Source organism: Bizionia sediminis (assembly GCF_042684585.1).
Lineage (GTDB): Bacteria > Bacteroidota > Bacteroidia > Flavobacteriales > Flavobacteriaceae > Algorimicrobium > Algorimicrobium sediminis.
The window spans coordinates 683,597-699,810 of record NZ_JBHULS010000002.1 but is presented as its reverse complement, the minus strand read 5'-3'; the positions used below and the strand labels follow the sequence as shown (position 1 = coordinate 699,810).

General features: G+C 36.9%; 16 protein-coding genes. 12 read left to right on the top strand and 4 right to left on the bottom strand.

Annotation, left to right across the window (positions count from 1 at the left end; all coding sequences use genetic code 11):
- Positions 1–150 precede the first annotated feature (150 nt).
- The 12 genes from metG to ACFSQP_RS07480 all read left to right on the top strand — a co-directional run bounded on the left by metG (position 151) and on the right by ACFSQP_RS07480 (position 12,040).
- Positions 151–2,226, top strand: a complete 2,076-nt coding sequence (gene metG / locus ACFSQP_RS07535) for a methionine--tRNA ligase (protein ID WP_376892996.1) — start codon at positions 151–153, stop codon at positions 2,224–2,226.
- A 257-nt stretch (positions 2,227–2,483) separates the two neighbouring features.
- Entirely contained in the window at positions 2,484–2,954 is a 471-nt protein-coding gene (locus ACFSQP_RS07530) for a lipocalin (protein ID WP_376892994.1), read from the top strand.
- Between the two features lie 4 nt (positions 2,955–2,958).
- Positions 2,959–3,663: an OmpA family protein gene (locus tag ACFSQP_RS07525; protein WP_376892992.1), complete on the top strand. Its 705-nt coding sequence runs from the start codon at positions 2,959–2,961 to the stop codon at positions 3,661–3,663.
- A gap of 12 nt (positions 3,664–3,675) precedes the next feature.
- Entirely contained in the window at positions 3,676–4,482 is an 807-nt protein-coding gene (locus ACFSQP_RS07520) for a copper resistance protein NlpE N-terminal domain-containing protein (RefSeq protein WP_376892989.1), read from the top strand.
- Between the two features lie 109 nt (positions 4,483–4,591).
- Complete coding sequence (locus ACFSQP_RS07515; RefSeq protein WP_376892987.1) at positions 4,592–5,218, top strand: class I SAM-dependent methyltransferase; 627 nt, start codon at positions 4,592–4,594, stop codon at positions 5,216–5,218.
- Positions 5,218–7,341 (top strand): Tex family protein, encoded by a 2,124-nt coding sequence (locus ACFSQP_RS07510; protein ID WP_376892985.1) that lies wholly within the window; start codon positions 5,218–5,220, stop codon positions 7,339–7,341. The genes ACFSQP_RS07515 and ACFSQP_RS07510 overlap by 1 nt, the downstream gene beginning before the upstream one ends.
- Before the next feature lie 227 nt (positions 7,342–7,568).
- Entirely contained in the window at positions 7,569–8,114 is a 546-nt protein-coding gene (locus tag ACFSQP_RS07505) for a hypothetical protein (RefSeq protein WP_376892983.1), read from the top strand.
- Positions 8,045–8,953 (top strand): T9SS type A sorting domain-containing protein, encoded by a 909-nt coding sequence (locus ACFSQP_RS07500; RefSeq protein ID WP_376892981.1) that lies wholly within the window; start codon positions 8,045–8,047, stop codon positions 8,951–8,953. The genes ACFSQP_RS07505 and ACFSQP_RS07500 overlap by 70 nt, the downstream gene beginning before the upstream one ends.
- Before the next feature lie 119 nt (positions 8,954–9,072).
- Complete coding sequence (locus tag ACFSQP_RS07495; RefSeq protein ID WP_376892979.1) at positions 9,073–9,975, top strand: histone deacetylase family protein; 903 nt, start codon at positions 9,073–9,075, stop codon at positions 9,973–9,975.
- A gap of 197 nt (positions 9,976–10,172) precedes the next feature.
- The gene (locus ACFSQP_RS07490; protein WP_376892977.1) at positions 10,173–11,084 is read left to right on the top strand and encodes a DMT family transporter; all 912 of its coding nucleotides are present in this window, start codon (positions 10,173–10,175) and stop codon (positions 11,082–11,084) included.
- Positions 11,085–11,112: 28 nt separating this feature from the next.
- Positions 11,113–11,439, top strand: coding sequence for a DMT family transporter (locus tag ACFSQP_RS07485; protein WP_376892975.1), 327 nt, complete (start codon positions 11,113–11,115; stop codon positions 11,437–11,439).
- Positions 11,440–11,521: 82 nt separating this feature from the next.
- The gene (locus ACFSQP_RS07480) at positions 11,522–12,040 is read left to right on the top strand and encodes a ferritin (RefSeq protein WP_376892973.1); all 519 of its coding nucleotides are present in this window, start codon (positions 11,522–11,524) and stop codon (positions 12,038–12,040) included.
- A gap of 299 nt (positions 12,041–12,339) precedes the next feature.
- On the opposite strand, the gene ACFSQP_RS07475 is transcribed toward ACFSQP_RS07480, so the two are convergent.
- From ACFSQP_RS07475 to ACFSQP_RS07460, 4 genes are all read right to left on the bottom strand, one after another.
- Positions 12,340–12,672 carry a single-stranded DNA-binding protein gene (locus ACFSQP_RS07475; RefSeq protein WP_376892971.1) on the bottom strand — a complete coding sequence of 111 codons (333 nt, stop codon included), beginning with the start codon at positions 12,670–12,672 and terminating at the stop codon, positions 12,340–12,342.
- Between the two features lie 560 nt (positions 12,673–13,232).
- Positions 13,233–14,312: an HpaII family restriction endonuclease gene (locus tag ACFSQP_RS07470; protein ID WP_376892969.1), complete on the bottom strand. Its 1,080-nt coding sequence runs from the start codon at positions 14,310–14,312 to the stop codon at positions 13,233–13,235.
- Positions 14,309–14,629: a hypothetical protein gene (locus ACFSQP_RS07465; protein WP_376892967.1), complete on the bottom strand. Its 321-nt coding sequence runs from the start codon at positions 14,627–14,629 to the stop codon at positions 14,309–14,311. The genes ACFSQP_RS07470 and ACFSQP_RS07465 overlap by 4 nt, the downstream gene beginning before the upstream one ends.
- The gene (locus ACFSQP_RS07460; RefSeq protein WP_376892965.1) at positions 14,626–15,891 is read right to left on the bottom strand and encodes a DNA cytosine methyltransferase; all 1,266 of its coding nucleotides are present in this window, start codon (positions 15,889–15,891) and stop codon (positions 14,626–14,628) included. Before ACFSQP_RS07460 ends, ACFSQP_RS07465 begins: the two co-directional genes overlap by 4 nt.
- Positions 15,892–16,214: the final 323 nt, after the last annotated feature.

The window sequence follows — 16,214 nt, the reverse complement described above, 5'->3', positions numbered from 1 at the left end:
TGAAAAAAATAAGGTAGCATTTACAATCAAAATTTTATAATAGCACGGGTAGAAAAAGCCTGTAAAATCCGTACTTTTGTCCTTTAATATAAAATTATAACCCGGTAAGCTTAACGTTTCTTACCGCTTTTTTATTAGGAAAACAACATCATGAATACACCAAAACGATATACCATTACCGCCGCTTTACCATATACCAATGGCCCCATTCATATTGGGCATTTGGCAGGCGTTTACGTACCAGCCGATATTTATGCACGCTATTTGCGCTTAACAAATAACGATGTGGCTTTTATATGCGGAAGTGATGAACATGGTGTGCCCATTACCATTAAAGCAAAAAAAGAAGGCGTTTCACCACAGGATGTCGTGGATAAATACCACGCTATTATCAAGCAATCGTTTGTAGATTTTGGAATTACTTTCGATAATTACTCGCGCACATCCGCAAAAATACACCACGACACTGCACAGGAATTTTTTAAAACCCTGTACGATAAGGGTGAATTTATAGAAGAAGTTACCGAACAACTTTACGACGAAGAAGCGAACCAGTTTTTGGCCGATCGTTTTGTTACTGGCACCTGCCCAAAATGCGGTAATGAAGAAGCTTATGGCGACCAATGTGAAAAATGCGGAAGCAGCTTAAATGCCACAGATTTAATTAATCCGAAATCTGCCATAACTGGCAATGTACCCACATTAAAGGAAACCAAACACTGGTTTTTACCTCTAGATAAGCATGAAGCCTTTCTAAAAGAATGGATTTTAAAAGGCCATAAAAAAGACTGGAAACCCAATGTTTACGGGCAAGTAAAATCGTGGATAGACGACGGTTTACGACCAAGAGCGGTAACACGCGATTTGGATTGGGGTATTCCTGTACCCCTAAAAAATGCTGAAGGCAAAGTACTTTATGTATGGTTTGATGCGCCCATTGGATACATTTCTGCAACTAAAGAATGGGCCGAGCGCGAAGGGAAAGATTGGCAGCCTTACTGGAAAAATAACGACACAAAGCTGGTTCACTTTATTGGTAAAGACAATATTGTGTTTCATTGCATAATTTTTCCGAGTATGCTAAAAGCAGAAGGCTCGTATATACTCCCAGACAATGTGCCTGCTAACGAGTTTCTTAATTTAGAAGGCCAAAAACTTTCTACCTCTAAAAATTGGGCCGTTTGGCTACCAGATTATTTAAAGGATTTTCCTAATCAGCAAGATGTCCTGCGCTACGCCTTAACTGCTAACGCACCAGAGAGCAAGGATAACGACTTTACTTGGGCAGATTTTCAAGCTAGAAACAACAACGAACTAGTTGCTATTTTTGGTAATTTTATTAACCGCGTGGTAGTTTTAACTAATAAATACTACCAAGGTTTGGTACCAGCGCCAGCAACATTTACAACCGTAGACAACGAAATCTTGGCAGCCATAAAGGCCTATCCAGCTGTTATTGCTAGCAGTATTGAACGCTACAGGTTTCGGGAAGCCTCGCAGGAATTCATGAATTTAGCACGATTAGGTAACAAATACCTAGCCGATGAGGAGCCATGGAAACTGGTTAAAACCGATGAGGAACGCACTAAAACCATCATGTTTGTAGCGCTTCAAATAGCAGCTGCCCTAGCCACTCTAGGCGAACCATTTTTACCCTTTACCAGCACCAAGCTAAAAGCCATGTTAAATTTGGATACCAAACAAGAACAAGCAGAATTAAATACATGGAACAACGTTGCTACCGCAAGTGTTTTAATTCCATCGGGACACCAAATTAATAAGGCCGAATTATTATTTTCTAAAATTGAAGACGAAACCATTGCATTACAATTGGAAAAATTAGCAGCCAGTAAACAAGCCAACGAAACCGCCAATAAAACAGTAACACCTCAAAAAGAAACTATTACATTTGAAGATTTTTCGAAACTCGATTTGCGGGTAGGCACTATTATAGAGGCTGAAAAAATGCCGAAAGCAAACAAATTATTAGTGCTAAAAGTAGACACAGGTTTGGACGTTAGAACCATTGTTTCAGGTATTGCCGAAAGCTTTAAACCAGCCGATATTATAGGCAAACAAGTTACCGTTTTGGTTAATTTAGCGCCCCGTAAACTACGCGGTGTAGAAAGCCAAGGCATGATTTTAATGACCGAAAATTCAAACGGCTCATTAGTGTTTGTAAACCCCGCAGACACAGGCATTTTAAATGGCTCGTCCATCTCGTAAAAACTAAAACAATTGTTTCTCTTATAAGAGCCTAACTATAGTTTTAGTTAAAACTATTTATTTCAAAAACCCATAGAAGAAGCTTGTGTAGCCAAAAGTAAAGCGTGCACAAGCTTTTTTATTTAGAAAAAAAGAATCTGCCGTAAAAACCTGTTCTTGTAGGCCGGCCGTTTCGCAATAACACGCTAATTTTTATGGGTTGCATTAAAAATATGGTTAACTTCATAGTAACTTTGACATGCAAAACTGTAATACCCATGAAACACATTTTATTACTTTTAGTAACCGCTAGTTTTTTTGCTTGTAGTAGTACAAAAGCCATCAAAGACTCTAAAAAAGAGTTAAAAGGCAATTGGACATTAACTGCAATCAATTACAGCCAAACGGGCCAGTTTAATGTTACCCTTTTTAACGATGTTTCGGCCAATTGCTTCCAAGGCAGCACCTGGTCCTTTGTACCTAACAACCATACTGGAACCTATAACATTACCAATTCTAACTGCGCACAAGGCTTGCGCTATTTCAACTTTCAAATTCAAGAAGTTAATTCGGAAAATGGCCTGTATGACTTCCTGATAAAAACTACCAACGCCAAGGGTAAATCGGACAACAACTCGGGCTACCGACTCCAGCTTGCTGGTATTTCAGAAACCACCATGCAATGGCGCCAAACGGTAGACTTAAACGGTAGTCCCTTTACCATATTTATGACTTTTACCAAACAATAATCCTATGAAAACCCTGATACATCAATTTAAAATTTTAACGCTAGTAAGCGTTTTAGCCGTAAGTTTTACCAATTGTAAAGCCATACAAAATGCCAATAACAAGCAAAAAGGTGCCGCTATTGGCGCCACAGGTGGTGCTATTTTAGGCGCCATAATTGGTAATAATGTGGGGCGTGGCAATTCAGAATTAGGTGCCGTAATTGGCGGTGTGGTTGGCGGTGGCGCTGGTGTTATTATTGGTAACCAAATGGACAAACAAGCACAACGTATAGAGCAAGAGGTTCCTGGTGCTACTGTTGAACGCGTAGACCAAGGTATTGTAGTAACTTTTGATGAAAACAGTGGTGTGTATTTTGAAACAGAAAAATATAACATTAATGCGAAATCCAAAGCAAATTTAGATAAATTAGCTGCCATATTTAAGGACTACCCAGATACTAATTTATTAATTGTTGGCCACACAGATAGCAACGGAAATGAAACCTACAACATGACGCTTTCCAAAAACAGAGCTTTTGCGGTTACTAATTATTTTAAAGATGTAAAAGGCATTAGTAGCAGCCGCTTAACAACACATTGGTTTGGCGAGGAACAACCCATAGCCGATAACGCTACTGCAGCCGGCCGGGCCAAAAACAGACGTGTTAATATTGCCATTGTTCCAAACGAACAAATGATTGAAAATGCAAAACAACAAACCAATAACTAAATACCATTACCAATGAAAACGTATCAAGTTCTATTCATACTACTAGGCTTGTTTATAACCCAAGCTTGTAACCATACCAAAGAAGAGCAAACACCTGCCGAAACGGTAAAAACAACAACTCCCGAACCCAAACCAGACCACCATACCAGTCAGATTTCATTAGATTGGAAGGGCACTTACACCGGCACCCTACCCTGTGCCGATTGCGATGGAATAAAAACCACCATTAGACTAAACGACGACATGTCATACGATGCTGTTGCCGAGTATTTAGGTAAAAAAGATGCTGTTTTTGAAACACGCGGCTATTATAAATGGGAAGACGATGGCCAAACTATTTTACTGTCCGACGAAAATGAAACGCGCTACAAAGTTGGCGAAAATAAACTAATTCAACTGGATAAATCCGGCAATGTAGTAACCGGTTCGCTAGCTAACTTTTATATTTTAACCAAGCAAACCACATCCACCAATCAGGTAACAAGCCTAACCAGTACCAGATGGAAATTAGTAAAACTTATGGGCCAAGATATTACAGAGTCCGATGCTTTTATAGCCTTTGAAACCAACACCAACAATGTTTATGGCAGTACAGGATGTAACAGTTTTAACGGAACTTTTAAAATAACCAATGAATTTCAGTTGGAACTGTCGGAATTAGCAACTACCATGAAAGCCTGTCCAGATGAGGACATGGCCATTGAAACAAATTTTTTAGAAGTTTTAAATACCTCCGATAATTTTTCGGTAAATAACAACACCATGACCCTAAATAAAGCTAAAATGATGCCCTTGGCTGTTTTTAAAGCCACGATATAAAGTTTTAAAACCTACAACAAAGCTATTACCTCGGGGTTTATGTACTTCGGGGTTTTTTTTATACTTTTCGGTTTTAATACCAGTACCAAACTTACAAAACAGAAGCTATATGGCAACCCCATTACAAACTCATTGGAACACGGCTTATAACAAAGACGATACAGAATTAGGTTGGTTTGAAGCCAACCCCGAGCAAACCATGAAATTGGTACATGAAACAAATCTTAATAAACAAGCCAGAATATTAAATGTAGGTTCCGGAACCACTACTTTAATCGACACACTTTTAAACGCAGGATACACCAATTTAATAGCAAACGATTTAAGTGCCGTTGCCTTACAAAAACTTCAAAAACGCATTAAAGCCTCGCACAATTACAACTTAAACTGTGTTGAAGACGATTTAACCAATCCGCAAAAATTACAGCATTTAGAAACAGTTGATTTATGGATAGACCGTGCTGTTTTGCACTTTTTTCTTACCGAAAAAGAACAAGAGGCCTATTTTAATTTGGTAAGGCGCATGGTTTCTAAAAATGGTTTTGTTTTAATAGCTGTTTTTGCCACCAATGGTGCTGAAAAATGCTGTGGCTTAAATTTAAAACGCTATGATACGGCAATGTTACAAACTAAATTAGGACCCAATTTCAAACTAATTTCAAGCTTTAATTACACATTTATAAATCCGTTTGGCGGCAAACGCCCCTATATTTACACCTTATTTCAAAAGCACTAATGACTGTTTTATCCTATATTATAGCCCAAACAAATTTACCAGAACAGAGCGTAAAAAACACCGTAAACCTTTTAAATGATGCCTGTACTGTACCTTTTATTGCCAGGTATCGCAAGGAGCAAACTGGTGATTTAACCGATGTTCAAATTGGTGAAATTGTAACCTTCAAAGAGCAGTTTGAAGCTTTAGAAAAACGAAAAAACACCATTTTAAAAGCGCTAGAAGAACAAGGTGCTTTAAGTGCCACCTTGCAACAAGCCATTGCAGCTACTCATGACCTAACAGTTTTGGAGGACTTGTATTTACCCTTCAAAAAAAGTAGAAAAACAAAAGCGGAAACCGCTCGGAAAAACGGGTTAGAGCCTTTGGCAAAAATTATTATGAGCCAAAACACAGCTAATCTGGAGGCTGCCGCCCAACCATATGTAAAAGGCACTATTACCTCAACAGAATTGGCCTTGGAAGGCGCTAGGCATATTATAGCTGAATGGTTAAATGAACGCACAGACCTCCGAAATTACATTAGAAAACAATTAGAGCGCCACGCCATGTTGGTAACAAGCGTTATTAAAACGAAAAAAGATACGCCCGATGCACAAAAATTTCGCGATTATTTTGAATGGGAAGAAGCCTTAAACCGCATACCTTCGCACCGGCTACTTGCCATTTTACGCGCAGAAAAAGAGGGGTTTATAAAGTTCAAAATTAATTTAGATACCAACCGCATTATAAATAGATTAGAGGCAAAAATATTAAAAACGCACAATGCCTGCGCTCAAGCCATTCAGCTAGCTATTCAGGATGCCTATAAACGTTTATTATTTCCATCTTTAGCCAACGAAGCCCTGCAAAAAGCAAAAGAAAAAGCAGACGCTAGTGCCATTCAGGTTTTTGCAAAAAATTTGCAGCAACTATTACTTGGTTCGCCTTTAGGTGAAAAACGGGTATTAGCCATAGATCCTGGATTTCGATCTGGGTGTAAGCTGGTTTGTTTGGATGCTCAAGGCAATTTGTTATACAATGAAACCATCTACCCGCACGCTCCAAAAAATGATGCGTTGGGCGCTATGAAAAAGATTAGCGCCCTTGCAGAAGCATACAAAATAGAAGCCATTGCAATCGGAAACGGCACCGCTTCCCGAGAAACCGAAGCGCTAATTAGAAAAATTCATTTAAAAAACAAGCTTCAGGTGTTTGTTGTTAGCGAAGCTGGAGCCAGTATTTATTCGGCTTCTAAAATTGCACGCGAAGAGTTTCCTAATTACGATATTACTGTTAGGGGTGCGGTATCCATAGGTAGGCGCTTACAAGACCCCCTTGCCGAATTGGTTAAAATAGATGCCAAATCTATTGGGGTTGGCCAATACCAGCACGATGTGGACCAAGTAAAGTTGCAAAAAGAATTAGACAGAGTCGTTGAAAACTGCGTAAATGCAGTAGGTGTTAACATAAATACGGCCAGTAAATCCTTGTTAAGTTATGTGTCTGGTATTGGCCCTAAATTGGCCGAAAACATTGTAAACTACCGAAAAGAAACAGGCGTTTTTAAAACCAGACAGGCTATTAAAAATGTACCCCGTTTAGGCGATAAAGCTTTTGAACAAAGCGCTGCTTTTTTAAGAATTAAGTCGTCTAACAATCCTTTAGACGATTCGGCTGTTCATCCTGAAAGTTACCCAATAGTTGAAAAAATGGCAACAGATTTGGGTATGCCTATATCAGAATTAATTGGCAAGAGCGAGGTTCTTAAAAAAATAAACTTATCCGCCTATTGTTCCAATAGTGTGGGCTTACCAACCCTGCAAGATATTTTAAAAGAGTTAGAAAAGCCGGGGCTAGATATTAGGGAACAAGCCAAAGTATTTAGCTTTAATAAAAATATTACCAGTATAACCGATGTTGCACCGGGACAACTTTTACCGGGTATTGTAAATAATATTACCAATTTTGGTGCCTTTGTAGATATTGGTATTAAAGAAAGTGGTTTAATACACGTATCCAATTTAGCCGATAGTTTTGTAAGCGATGTAAACGCGCACGTTGCTTTACACCAACAAGTATTGGTTAAAGTTTTAGAGGTAGATGTGCCGCGTAAACGTATTCAACTAAAACTAGAACACTAACCGCATTTAACAACAACCGCATGGCGCCCGCGTGCGGGGTTGTTTGTTACCGGAGCTTTTTAGCAACTTTAATAAAACCCGTGTTGTGTAAATAAAGTAGAACCTTAAAAAACTGAAGCTGTGTTTTTAGTGTTTAAATTGCCAATTTGCCCCTAAAATTGCCACTTTATACGCGGAAATATTTAACCATTTTCAATATCTTCACGCCAAATATAAACAACACAACTATGCAAAAATTCTACTATTTATTATTACTTTTTGTAGCTGCTACAGTTACAAATCAGGCGCAAACCATGCCAACCACTTCGTGGGCAGACTACGCAGACACCAGCTGGTACGATGCCAACCAGAATAATTTTACCATTTCTAGTGCAGAAGCTTTAGCAGGTGTTGCCCAATTAGTGGCCGCCGGAAACAACTTTGCCGGAAAAACCATAACGCTAAATAACAACATTAACCTGGAAGCGCATTTATGGGTACCAATAGGCGTTAACATAGATTTTCCTTTCTCGGGCACTTTTAATGGCGGTAGTTTTACCATTAGTAATTTATTTATTAATAGTTCGGGCAGCTTTGTAGGCCTTTTTGGTCAGGCAGAAAACGCCAATATTTCGCAAATAAAAATTAATACGGCTACTATAAATGCTATGGATACTGCAGGTGTTCTAGTGGGTAACTTATCTACTAATAGCAGTTTAGAAGATTGCCACGTTACCAACGGACTTATAACTGGATTGGATTACAATATAGGCGGTTTAGTAGGGGTGTATTAACCAATTCAACCATAACCCGTTGCTCGTTTATTGGTACCGTTGAAGGCTTTAGTCAGGTAGGAGGTGTTACTGGAACAGCTTATAACAATACCACCATTTCCCAATGTTTTAGTGAAGGCAGTGTATCTGGTAGCTTTTTAATTGGTGGCGTAGTTGGTTATTGCACTTTTTCCATTTTTAATGAGTCTGAAAACATACTGGAAAACAGCTATTCCAGAGCTAATATTACAGCTACAGGCGGACGCGCTGGAGGTGTTTATGGCGGTGCTGAAGTTACGTTAACCATGTTTAACACATATGCTACTGGAACAGTAAGTGCTCCAGAATTTCAAGGAGGCGTTATTGGTGCCTTTGGTGCCGGACCTATTAGTATTGAAAACTCCTATTTCGATATTGAAACCAGTAACAATACCGAGGGCGTTGGTGGCTTTTTAGGGGCACCTACCACTTACGACATTGAAGGACGCACCTCTGCCGATATGAAAACCGAAGCGTTTGTAGCACTTTTAAACACAGGCAATACTGAAAGTTTATGGGCCATAGATCCGAATGTAAACGACGGCTATCCTATTTTTGGCTACCTATTATCGGTACCAGAGAATACTTTAAATACGGCAACTGTAAGCGTATATCCTACAGTATTTACCAATAATATAACTATTAAATCGGCTGCTATGCTTAAAAAAGCCACTGTACATAACTTAAATGGTGTGGCGCTTTTTACAGCAAACTTATCTACTAGCAACACCCTAGATGCCAGTAATCTTTCGGCAGGTATGTATCTTTTGGTTATTGAAACAAATGCCGGAACCGTAACCAAAAAAGTTATAAAAAAATAACATCTTTTTTTTATTAAAAAAGCCATCACATGTTGATGGCTTTTTTACATTACACCCAATTCCTCTTTTGTAAACAAGGACTTTCTTTATACTTTCGCTAATTAAAAAGAACCGCAGTTATGTTGCATATTGCCTATCATCCAATATACAAGCACCCCTTACCTGAAGGACACAGGTTTCCCATGTTGAAATACGATTTACTACCGCAACAATTGCGTTATGAAGGTACTTGCACAGCCGCCAATTTTTTTCAACCAGAATTGCTTGACGATGCGCCTATTTTGCGGGTTCATACAGCAGGCTATTTTAACGATTTAAGGCAATTAACTTTAGACCCAAAAGCTGCCCGAAAAATTGGATTTCCTTTAAGTGACGCATTAGTAACTCGCGAAATTATTATTGCCGATGGTACCATAAAAGCCAGTAAATATGCTCTAGAACATGGAATTTCTATGAATATAGCGGGTGGCACACATCATGCTTATAGCAACCGTGGCGAAGCATTTTGTATGCTTAATGATCAAGCTATTGGAGCAAGATACCTACAAGTTCATAACTTGGCGAAAAAAATTCTAATTGTCGATTTGGATGTGCATCAAGGCAATGGAACTGCCGAAATTTTTCAGAATGACAGCTCGGTATTTACCTTCTCTATGCACGGTAAAAGTAATTATCCTTTTAAAAAAGAGACAAGCGATTTGGATATTGCCTTAGAAAACAACACCAACGACACCACATACTTAAACATATTAACAGAAACACTACCCAAACTTATTGCGCAAGAAAAACCCGATTTTATTTATTATTTGTGTGGTGTAGATGTTATGGCCTCCGATAAGTTAGGAAAATTAGCACTCACCCTAGAAGGCTGCAAAGAACGCGACCGCTTTGTGTTACAAACCTGTAAAAGTTTAAATATTCCTGTTATGTGTAGTATGGGTGGTGGGTACTCGCCCGAAATAAAAACCATTGTAGAGGCGCATGCCAATACTTTCAGACTAGCACAAAATATATTCTTTTAAATAAGTGTGTTTTAATATGCGTTTTTAGATGTTACTATACTTTTTTTTCTTCCTTAAAAACTTATACAAAATTGCCTATATTTTTATTACAGGCTAATAACAGGATAATATTTAGGAAGAAATTGCCAATTTTCTACCAATAAGTCCTAACCTTGCAGCGTACATTTGCAGCTTGTAAATTTTAAGTGTTTATAGCTATGAAAAAAGCGCAATTAGCCCTGTTAATAGGCATTCTATGTATTTCTGTTTTTCCTATTTTGGTGAAATTGAATTTAACCCCTGGTGTTATTTCGGCATTTTATAGAATGTTATTTTCATTTATACTTATACTGCCCTTTGTTTTATGGAAAAAAGCCTTTAAGGTTCCCAGTTTAAAAGTGGGGTTATTAGCTGTAGCTTGTGGTATTATTTTTGGTAGCGATGTGGCCGTTTGGAATATTGCCATACAAGAATCCACGGCTACCCAAGCATCTTTACTTACTAATTTATCGCCAGTTTGGGTTGGTGTTTTAGCCCTGTTTTTTTTGAAGGATAAACCACGTGCCAATTTCTGGATAGGAACGCTAGTAGCTGTTTTTGGCATGATTTTGTTGGTTGGTTTTTCGGTATTTCGCAATTTAGATTTCGATTTAGCTTTTAGCTTTGGCATTCTTTCAGGCGTGTTTTATGCCTTTTACATGTTAATTAGCAAGGAAACGCTAAAACACATGAATGTGTTGAGTTTTATGACCATTACACTTGGGGCATCCTCCCTGTATTTGGCTGGTTTAAGTTATGCCCTTAACGAACCCTTTTCAGGCTTTTCCAATATGGGCTGGTTTGTTTTAGTTGTGCAAGCAGTTGTTTGTCAGTTACTGGCTTGGCTACTAATTAGTTTTGCCACTAAAAACATGCGTGCCACACGGGTATCTGTAAGTTTGTTGGCACAAGGAATTTTAGCTTCTATATTGGCCTGGTTGTTATTGGATGAAACCATTACCCTGCAAATGGTATTTGGCGGATTAACATTACTTTTTGGTATTCGAATTACTTTTTTCGAGAAACAACTGCATCGTGTATTAGTTAATAGAAAACCCAAAACTGCCTTTTTAAAATTTCAGAAAAAGTAACTACCTTAAGCCTTCTTAATGCATAATTATGAATTGGATAGCACTGGTAATTGCCGGATTATTTGAAGTAGCTTTTGCGGCCTGTTTGGGGAAATTTAAAACATCCACCGGTGTCACGGCTACCTATTGGTTTATAGGTTTCTTAATATGTTTAACCATAAGCATGGTACTTTTAGTAAAAGCCACCCAGAGCTTGCCTATTGGCACAGCCTACGCCGTATGGACCGGAATTGGCGCCATAGGCACCGTACTAGTGGGTATCTTTATTTTTAAAGAACCTGTTCATTTTTGGCGACTCTTTTTTATTACCACCCTTATTGCCTCCATTATTGGATTAAAATTAGTTTCTCATTAAATAAATAGGTCTACTATTTTTTAAGAATTTTTAAATGGTATAGCCTTCAGAAAATATGTAACTTTACGTAAATATTTAAATTATGGTATCAAAAAGCATTGAAAAAGCACTTAATGCCCAAATTAGGGTAGAAGCCGAGTCGGCTCAAATATATTTAGCAATGGCCTGTTGGGCAGAAGTAAAAGGCCTAGAAGGGGTTGCTAATTTTATGTTTGCACAATCGCAAGAGGAACGCGATCATATGTTGAAGCTTATAAAATTTGTAAATGAACGTGGCGGACACGCGCATATTTCGGATTTAAAAGAGCCTAATGTAACCTTCAATTCGTTTCAGGAAATGTTTGAAAAATTACTGGAGCACGAAATTTTTGTTTCTGAAAGCATTAACGAGCTAGTTCATATAAGTTTACAAGAAAAGGACTACGCTACGCACAACTTTTTACAGTGGTATGTATCTGAACAAATAGAAGAAGAAGCTATGGCACGTATGATTTTAGACAAAATTAATTTAATTGGAAACGACAAAGGTGGCTTGTATTTATTTGATAGAGATATTGAGCAACTAACCGTTAGCACAGCTGCAGCTCCTGGGCCAGTATAATTTTTAACATTTAAATTTATTTAGAATTAATAAAAATAACTATTTTTGCCTGAACAACTAATAGTCAGTTTGGTGTGGGCAAAAAAAAAGACAAGAAGAAACAAAAAAAAGCTTTAAAAGCCTTGTATGAAGCGGGCGTTATTCCGAAACCAAAAAAGGTAAAAAGCAAATGTTGCGAAAAATATAGAAAAAGCGAATCCAAACGCTGTGGCAAATGCCCTTGTTTTGATTTGCTAAAAGAAGTAGCATAAAAAAAGCCGTAGCAAATTACTACGGCTTTTTCCTTCCTAACTAACGCACTACTTACCTAGAAGCAGCAATTCGTTGCACACAATTTCGGTATTATAGCGTTTGTTACCGTCTTTATCGCTCCACGATTTATTTGTTAGTTTGCCCATAATGGCAATTTCTTTTCCTTTGGTTACGTAATTTTCTACCACCTTTACAAGGCCGTTTTTAACAACAACAGAATGCCAATAAGTCCTTTCTATTTTGTTTCCCTGTTTGTCCTTGTAACTATCGTCTGTAGCCAAACTAAATTTAGCTATTTTACCACCGTCTTCAAAAGTGATAATTTCTGGGTCCTGGCCCAATCTTCCAATTAATTGTACTTGATTTCTTAACGTATTCATAAGATAAGGATTTAATTATGTTGAAAATCATTCGGTCAAATCAACAAGGCAAAGATGCAACCCCTTACCAATAGTAGTCGGTAGTTACCTATTTAAATTCGTTTGTAACTGTTTGTAGTCGTTTGTAAATGGATAATTTTATGTAGCGTATTTGGTTGTTAAGCTATGGTAGTCCCCTATTTTATTAGGATTAAAAGGAATTACCTAGGTTAAATAACACAGATCATAAACAATCCATTCCACCAAAAATAATTACACTAATTTCTTGTAGTACCGGTTTTGTATATCTTAAGTTAGTGTCTTGTGCACTAATTTTTCAGTTTAACAGGAACCTTAAATTATTTATTTTCTTTCGATTAAGCGATTAAACCGCTATTTTTTATGCACGTTGTTGTACACTGGCTTTATTCCGTTCTGCCTGGTTTTCAGCGTTGGCAAAGACATACTCTTTTGCAATTTTTGGCTTGAGAGTTGGCTGGTGCGAAACGAAGTTCACGAACTCCAGAGACAAAATTTAAAACTCGTGAGTAATTGGAAATGTGTATGGCTTTAAGCGCTGGCTATTTCGTAAACCTAATTTGCAAATTCAGGTTAAAATATAATTCTCCGTTTTCCTCGTAAATTTTTCCAAATCCGTGGCGGGCGGAACTTGCTGTGTCGAGCTTTGTATTATTTAGCAAGTAATCTTCAAATTCATTTCTGTTGTAAATATGATAACATAAAACGTCTCCATTTTCTTTCACGATTAAATATCCGCCTGTCGCATCATATTTTCCTGTCCATACTTTCGAGGGCATCATTCCAAGTGCAACATCAGTAAGGAAGCGTTTTATTTTGTATTCGTAAAACTTATGTTCGTTTTCAATATCAAAGTGTAATGGATTTTTGTCAGCCGTTTTGTGTACTAAAGCGGTTAAATGTGAAAATTCAGTTGAATAAAAATCAAAAACGATTTGCGATAAAATCTCTGGTAGTAAACTGTCTATTAGAACTAAATTATTTGAAAATATTTGTCGTTCTGTTTTTATAAAATCAAATTGTCCGCCATTCTTTTGAATTTGAACGATTCTATCCATTATTTTACTTCTTGAAGCAATAGAGTTGATTTGCTCAATTTCGTCTTCACTTAAATTTGCACCAACAATTTTATAAATAAAGTTTGTCGTTTTACCTGCATTGAGTAGAGTAGAAGGGCTTCCAAGTTGTGATTTTATACTAAATCCCAATGTAGGTTGTTGATTGGTTCTTTGGTCGTGAACAACAATTGTAATATCAGTTTTTGCAGTAGAACTAGCTTTTAAGGAAACACAACTTATGGATTGCATAAATTCCTCAATTTCTGGAACTGAAAAAGTCCTTTCTTTATTTTGCTTGATTGCATTTAAAAGAAAAAGAGCTTTGTCTTTAAAGTCTGAAATAGGAATTTTTAAAACTTCTTCATCTCCCGAAACTAAAATAATCTCATCTTGGATTGAGTATTCAAAATCACCACTATTTTCGGTGCGAAGTATTTTGATAATTGGGTAAACTAAACCTTCTAATTTTTCAATGTCTTTGTTGCCAAGAAATAATTGTTTGTCGCCTAATAATTTGAAAAGCGCATAAATTTCGCTCCATTCTCCTTTATTTCCGGTAATCATAATTCAATTTCTTTCGCTTTGCTCCAATCCTCATTGTCCCAAACTCTTCCATTATAAGATACTTTTGCAATAAAATTGAACTTTTCATCTATCACTCTTCCTCCAATCCAATTTGAACCACCTAAATTAAATTCAGCTATGAATTTTTTACACAGCTTTTTTGCAGAAGAGATATTTTCTACTTCGAAATATATAAAATCGTTTGGTTTGTGAAGTTCAACTATTTTTGCATTGGTAGATATCTGTGAAAATCTATTAGAATCTATCTCAGAGCCTAAACTAACAAATATCGATTTATTGTCTAATTCTAGTTTCATTGTGCTTGAAGTTTTTCAATAATTTTTTCTGCTGTTGCTTGAATTGCGGGAACTGCAACTGAATTTCCGAATTGTTTGTATGCTTGTGCATCTGAAACTATAATTTTAAAATTATCTGGAAAGCCTTGTAATCTTGCCCATTCTCGTGGCGTCATTTTTCTAATTCCTTCACGATTAACTTCGCCTGAAATATTTGTGACTGGCTTAAAATTTGTCAGTCTATCATCAAAAACTAAATTTCGTTCTCTGCCCATTCCACCACAAACAACTGCATTTGCAGTTCCATCATTTGGAATTATTTCGTAACCAAATCCATTGCCTTTGCTTTCGTGTCTTGCTCTGTGGTTTTTTAAAGTTTGGACGTATGTTGTCGATAAGTAATATTTTACAGAAACTTCTTTTTCTTCCAAAATATCGTCTAAAACTGCGTTTTTATTAGTCGGTTCTGGATACTGAAAATCTGTTATTCCTAAATCCTTGCGGAAACCTACGATAAAAATTCGTTCACGATTTTGAGGAACGCCAAAGTCTTTAGCATTTAATATTTGAGGTTCAGGAACAAAATAGCCCAAATCTTCTCGAAGTACATTTAAAATTGTCGTTAATGTTTTTCCTTTATCGTGGTTCCTTAAACCTTTTACATTTTCGAGAAAAATAGCTTTTGGTTGTTTCTTTTTTATGATTTCTGCCACGTCAAAAAACAATGTTCCTCTTGTGTCTTCAAACCCGCTACGTCTTCCTGCAATTGAAAATGCCTGGCAAGGAAAACCTGCACATAGCACATCAAAATTATCTGGAATATAATTTTTTGTTTCAGGTTTGGTTATGTCTCCAAACGGAATTTCTCCAAAATTAGCTTTATAGGTTTGTTTTGAATACTTATCCCATTCGCTAGTGAAAACACATTTTCCTTCGAGATTTTGAAACGCTAAACGAAATCCGCCAATGCCGGCAAAAAGGTCGATAAACTTAAATTTTGGTTCTTCGGGTGCTGGAAAAGGAACAGATTTATTGAGGTCAAAAATTAAGTATTGTAGAGCTTCTTCAGCAACTTCATTTGTTACTTTTTCGGTTGGATATTTTTTTTCAAGAATTTCTTTTACGTAAGAAAGAGCATCTTTTTTGTAAACTTGAGAAACTCCATTTTTATGATTATGCAAATAATGCGTAAAAGAAGCAGGTTTAGAGTTGTCTGGTTCAACTACTTTTATTTCAAATAGCTGTCTGTCAATGTTTTCTATATCAATTCTTTCTTTAATCATTATCTCTCATTTAACCGTACAAGTTAATAAAGTTTGCTGTTTTGGTCGGTCAGTTTCTATATTTTTATTCACAATCTTTTCAATATTTTCTAAAGCGCAAAGGCTAGAAATAGCTCTTTTGATTTTTTGAGCGTTGGCTTATGTGTTTGCAAAAAAACCAAATGTGGTGATTGTGCGGCCTGCTTTTTTTGTATGAAACACAACTATTTATAAAGAAGCCTTAAGGCTAATTCACGGTGCCAGGTTACCATAATTACTAAAAACCTGATTTAGATTTTCGTTATTGTTATTTTATAACTACCTTTTACTCTATTATAATTTTG

What these genes read in the sequence shown, in the direction of transcription:
- ACFSQP_RS07475 (WP_376892971.1), bottom strand. Translation starts at nt 12,672, where the DNA reads ATGAATACGTTAAGAAATCAAGTACAATTAATTGGAAGATTGGGCCAG.
- ACFSQP_RS07520 (WP_376892989.1), top strand. Translation starts at nt 3,676, where the DNA reads ATGAAAACGTATCAAGTTCTATTCATACTACTAGGCTTGTTTATAACC.
- metG (WP_376892996.1), top strand. Translation starts at nt 151, where the DNA reads ATGAATACACCAAAACGATATACCATTACCGCCGCTTTACCATATACC.
- ACFSQP_RS07505 (WP_376892983.1), top strand. Translation starts at nt 7,569, where the DNA reads ATGCAAAAATTCTACTATTTATTATTACTTTTTGTAGCTGCTACAGTT.
- ACFSQP_RS07480 (WP_376892973.1), top strand. Translation starts at nt 11,522, where the DNA reads ATGGTATCAAAAAGCATTGAAAAAGCACTTAATGCCCAAATTAGGGTA.
- ACFSQP_RS07525 (WP_376892992.1), top strand. Translation starts at nt 2,959, where the DNA reads ATGAAAACCCTGATACATCAATTTAAAATTTTAACGCTAGTAAGCGTT.
- ACFSQP_RS07470 (WP_376892969.1), bottom strand. Translation starts at nt 14,312, where the DNA reads ATGATTACCGGAAATAAAGGAGAATGGAGCGAAATTTATGCGCTTTTC.
- ACFSQP_RS07485 (WP_376892975.1), top strand. Translation starts at nt 11,113, where the DNA reads ATGAATTGGATAGCACTGGTAATTGCCGGATTATTTGAAGTAGCTTTT.
- ACFSQP_RS07495 (WP_376892979.1), top strand. Translation starts at nt 9,073, where the DNA reads ATGTTGCATATTGCCTATCATCCAATATACAAGCACCCCTTACCTGAA.
- ACFSQP_RS07490 (WP_376892977.1), top strand. Translation starts at nt 10,173, where the DNA reads ATGAAAAAAGCGCAATTAGCCCTGTTAATAGGCATTCTATGTATTTCT.
- ACFSQP_RS07465 (WP_376892967.1), bottom strand. Translation starts at nt 14,629, where the DNA reads ATGAAACTAGAATTAGACAATAAATCGATATTTGTTAGTTTAGGCTCT.
- ACFSQP_RS07515 (WP_376892987.1), top strand. Translation starts at nt 4,592, where the DNA reads ATGGCAACCCCATTACAAACTCATTGGAACACGGCTTATAACAAAGAC.
- ACFSQP_RS07530 (WP_376892994.1), top strand. Translation starts at nt 2,484, where the DNA reads ATGAAACACATTTTATTACTTTTAGTAACCGCTAGTTTTTTTGCTTGT.
- ACFSQP_RS07510 (WP_376892985.1), top strand. Translation starts at nt 5,218, where the DNA reads ATGACTGTTTTATCCTATATTATAGCCCAAACAAATTTACCAGAACAG.
- ACFSQP_RS07460 (WP_376892965.1), bottom strand. Translation starts at nt 15,891, where the DNA reads ATGATTAAAGAAAGAATTGATATAGAAAACATTGACAGACAGCTATTT.